Origin of the sequence: Pararcticibacter amylolyticus (genome assembly GCF_003130405.1) — a bacterium.
Lineage (GTDB): Bacteria > Bacteroidota > Bacteroidia > Sphingobacteriales > Sphingobacteriaceae > Arcticibacter > Arcticibacter amylolyticus.
Window position 1 is genome coordinate 1 of the sequence record NZ_QEAS01000034.1, and the last position, 493, is coordinate 493.

At 41.2% G+C, this 493-nt stretch carries 1 protein-coding gene; it reads right to left on the bottom strand.

Annotation, left to right across the window (positions count from 1 at the left end; translation table 11 throughout):
• The coding region (locus tag DDR33_RS23845; protein WP_109418318.1) for a TetR/AcrR family transcriptional regulator at positions 1-451 on the bottom strand (451 nt) is incomplete at its 3' end.
• Between the last annotated feature and the right edge of the window lie 42 nt (positions 452-493).

Sequence of the window (493 nt, forward strand, 5' to 3'; positions counted from 1 at the left end):
TAGGCGTCTTGTTATGATCTTTCGCATATTGCTGATATTGCTTCATAAAATGAGAGGAAAAAATAAAGTCCTTGATATTCATGCGGGTGAGAAGCCTGTCGGGATCTGTTCTGACTTCACTCATAATAAACAAGGGAAGGTCGGGCTCATCCATGAACATATCTGTATAGTTGATAACAATGCGCTCAATTTTCTCTTCCAGGGAAGTAGTCTCATCATTCAGTACTGCTTTAATGCCTGTCATGAAATGCTGGAGACTGTCTGTCATGATCTTTGCAAAAAGCTTCTCCTTGCTGCGAAAATAATAATTCAGCAAGGCCAGGTTTATACCCGCTTCTTCTGCAATGTCCCGGGTTCTGGTTGCAGCATAGCCTTTCCTGGTAAAGACTTTATGCGCAGCCTGCCTGATCTTTTCTTCTGTCGATATTTCTGCTGATTCTGCTTTTGCCATTTCTGTCCTGCAAATATAAAAAGGAAAATCCGGTTTAAACAA